The organism is Chroococcidiopsis sp. (assembly GCF_051657925.1).
Classification (GTDB): Bacteria; Cyanobacteriota; Cyanobacteriia; order Cyanobacteriales; family Chroococcidiopsidaceae; genus Chroococcidiopsis.
In genome coordinates this window covers 1-3,158 of sequence record NZ_JBOFLP010000313.1, presented here as the reverse complement: position 1 = coordinate 3,158, position 3,158 = coordinate 1, and the positions used below count along the sequence as shown (strand labels likewise).

Annotated in this window: 3 protein-coding genes; 2 read left to right on the top strand and 1 reads right to left on the bottom strand. The window is 45.2% G+C overall.

What is annotated here, in order from left to right; translation table 11 throughout:
• The coding region (locus tag ACRC32_RS25335) for a hypothetical protein (RefSeq protein WP_438556567.1) at positions 1-530 on the top strand (530 nt) is incomplete at its 5' end.
• Between the two features lie 130 nt (positions 531-660).
• Here ACRC32_RS25335 and glgA read toward each other — a convergent pair.
• Positions 661-2,139 (bottom strand): glycogen synthase GlgA, encoded by a 1,479-nt coding sequence (gene glgA, locus ACRC32_RS25330; protein WP_438556566.1) that lies wholly within the window; start codon positions 2,137-2,139, stop codon positions 661-663.
• A 520-nt stretch (positions 2,140-2,659) separates the two neighbouring features.
• Between glgA and ACRC32_RS25325 the strand changes: the two genes are divergently transcribed.
• Positions 2,660-3,049, top strand: coding sequence for a hypothetical protein (locus tag ACRC32_RS25325; RefSeq protein WP_317107255.1), 390 nt, complete (start codon positions 2,660-2,662; stop codon positions 3,047-3,049).
• Positions 3,050-3,158: the final 109 nt, after the last annotated feature.

The following is a 3,158-nucleotide window of genomic DNA, read 5'->3' as shown; positions in this document are numbered from 1 at the left end:
ACGTACTGTTACCCAACAATGTCAAAGTTGTGGGAGTCAATGCAGGTTATACTCTGTCCTTTATCAAGGCTAGTGCACGAGTTATAAAAATTGTTAAGGTATCTCGCGGTGGTTCTCAGTTTCGATCGCGAGACGTATTCCCTCAAGCAGCAGCAGCGATCGCCTCTGACGATCTGAGTTTGCTAGGCGACGAGTTAGATCCGTTGCAGATTCCCGACCCACCAAGCGATCGCGTAGCGTGGATCGATGGCTACGGTAACATCAAAACTACCATTCCCGCCGATAGCGTCAACTTAGAACCAGAAACTAAGGTAACGATTCGAGTAGGGGATACGGTTAGCGATGCGGTGTATTCGGATGGTAGCTTCCGCGTTCCAGAAGGGACGCTGGCTTTTGCGCCAGGGAGTTCTGGCTGGCAAGAGACGAATGGGAAGAAAATTCGTTGGATGGAATTATTTTTGCGTGGGGGCAATGCCTGGGAGAGATTCGGCAGACCTCGGATCGATCGCGTCGTGACTTATAGCAAGTAATGGTAATGGGTAGTTGGTAGTTGGTAGTTGGTCGTGTTGTTGTAGGGGCGAGTTTATCGACGATCTTTACTACTAAACGAAGATCTTGACAAACTCGCCCTCAATGAATTTGCGATCGATCGAAAATCCCTTATCTGTGTCGAATGCGATCGTAAATTGCTAGATATTCCGTGCCTGGATGGTTCCAAGAGTAGTCGTATGCCATGCCTTGTAGGGCAAGCTGGCGAAACTCTTGAGGATAGTTGTACCACAAGCCAATCGCCCGATCCATTGCCGATTCCAAAGCACCGTAATCGGTTTGATAGAATACGTAACCATTACGTTCTTCTGGAGATTTGTTGGGATCGTAGTCGCGATCGAACACCGTATTGACCAGCCCGCCAACTCCGCGCACAATCGGTACAGTACCGTATTTCATCCCGATTGTCTGCGTCAACCCGCAAGGTTCATAATTACTGGGGACAAGAATCATGTCGGCTCCAGCATAGATGAGGTGAGATAATTCTTCGTTAAAACCGAGTTCTAAATGGCAGTCGGGGTTATCGTTTAAAAAGTTTTTCTCATGTCTGAAATGAGCGTTGATTCCTGGTTCTGTTGCCAAACCTAGTAAGACGAACTGCGCTTCTCTCTGGAGAGCATAATAGATCGCGTGATGGACGAGGTGAACCCCTTTTTGATTATCTAATCGACCGATGTAGGCAATAACAGGTTTTTGCGGTTCATCGCGTAGTAAAAGCCGTTCTCGTAAAGCTTTTTTGTTATAGACTTTTTGCTCAAAGTCGTCTGGGGTGTAATTGAAAGGTATGTATCGGTCTACTTCTGGATTCCAAAAATCGTAATCGATGCCATTGAGAATGCCGCTAAATTTATCTTGATGCAGGTCTAAAGTATGCCCTAAGCCGCTGCCAACTTCTGTATAATGAGCTTCCCAAGCATGATTGGGCGATACAGTGGTGACGGCGTTAGAGTAAACAATGCCTCCTTTCATCAGGTTGATGGCAAAGGGATTGAAGTTATCTTGTAGCTTGTCATATTGGAAATAATAATCCGCCCGATTTAGTCCTGTTGCCTGTAATACTTCGTTCCCAGCAATCCCCTGGTGTTTGAAGTTGTGGATTGTATAACAAACTCGTTGGTTGCCCATGCCATGATACTTGTAGATTTCGTACAGCATCACGGGTACTAGCCCTGTTTGCCAGTCGTGACAATGAATCACATCGGGGCGCTTATTGCTCTGGTGCAGAAATTCTAAAGCGGCTTTGCTGAAGAAAGCAAACCGCATATTGTCATCATTACAGCCGTAATAGCAGCGGCGATTGAAGAAGTTATCTTGAGAATGGGGTTCGATAAAGAAACAGACTCGCCCGTGTACCCAACCGCAGTATACAGAACAGTGGATCTTACCGTCGTACCAAGGAACCCACAAATCGCGGTATGCATCGTGCAGTCCCCATATGTGGTCGTAGCGCATACAATCATATTTGGGCAGGATCAGCTCGACACAGTTTTCCCGAATCTCTAATTCCCGACTTAGCCCGGAGACGACATCGCCTAAGCCGCCTGCTTTGATAACAGGAGCGCATTCAGAGGCAATTTGCACGACGTACATGTTTAACTTTCTCCTCGCTTAATGGCTTAATAAAAGTTCATTTTTATATTTCATCCATTATATGAAAAATGTACTCATTGACAATAGCTGACGTAAGTGATAGCTAATAATGTTTTAGTCGTGGCGATTGTTATAGAGTTTTGGAGAGTTGACAGTTGACGGGAAATGTCACTCTCCGTACATGATGGCTTGTACTGAAAGAGCAATTAATAAAAATGTACTTTGTCGTCATATATTTATGTCATTAGATAGAAGACAGCTTTCTACTGTTTTATAGAGTGAAATTTTGTGAAAATGTTTGAATCAAATTAACAATTACTGATTTACTAATATTCAGGAAAATCTAGAATAAGCTAGGTTAAAACTGAGCCACAATTAGTATTCCTGCACGCTCGAATGCGATCGCCTGCCTCCATTTATTGATATTAAAAGTTAAGCGAGAGAAAAAATGTGGCAGATGTGACGCAAAATTGGTAAAAAAATCTCAAAAGTGTTGGTAAGGAAGTATGGGAATTAAGTTATGAAGCTGATTTACAACAAAGAAAAACCAACCGCAATTGAAAAAGCTGAAATTGAAAATACCTTAATTGAGATGTGCGATCCTCAGACGAGGGCTTTGTTACGTCTGGCTGTAGATTTTAACGTTTGGTCTTGCGAACAATCCAACCGCCCCAAGCTGATGGTACATTGCAAAAGCCGCGAAGTGACGGCAGCAATTGGCTCCAGGCAAGAGATCCTCAAAAAACTACTTCAGCGCATCCTCGGTTGTGAGGTGACAATGGAAGTCTACTACAACATTCCTGAAGGACTCGTGTACTTCGACACCGAAGGCGCAGTTGCACCCGCGAAATGGTATCTTTGCAATCGCAAAGATTGCGGTTCGATGAAAATTCCTTTACCCGATTGTTGACGGCTGACGGTAAGAGAGTGGTGCGTGGTGCGTGCTCCCTGCTCCCTGCTCGTGCGCTCCCTGCTCCCTGCTCGTGCGCTCCCTGCTCGTGCGCTCCCTGCTCCCTGCT

Bases quoted from the DNA above. Each gene is read 5' to 3' on its own strand.
- glgA (WP_438556566.1), bottom strand. From the start codon at position 2,139: ATGTACGTCGTGCAAATTGCCTCTGAATGCGCTCCTGTTATCAAAGCA.
- ACRC32_RS25325 (WP_317107255.1), top strand. From the start codon at position 2,660: ATGAAGCTGATTTACAACAAAGAAAAACCAACCGCAATTGAAAAAGCT.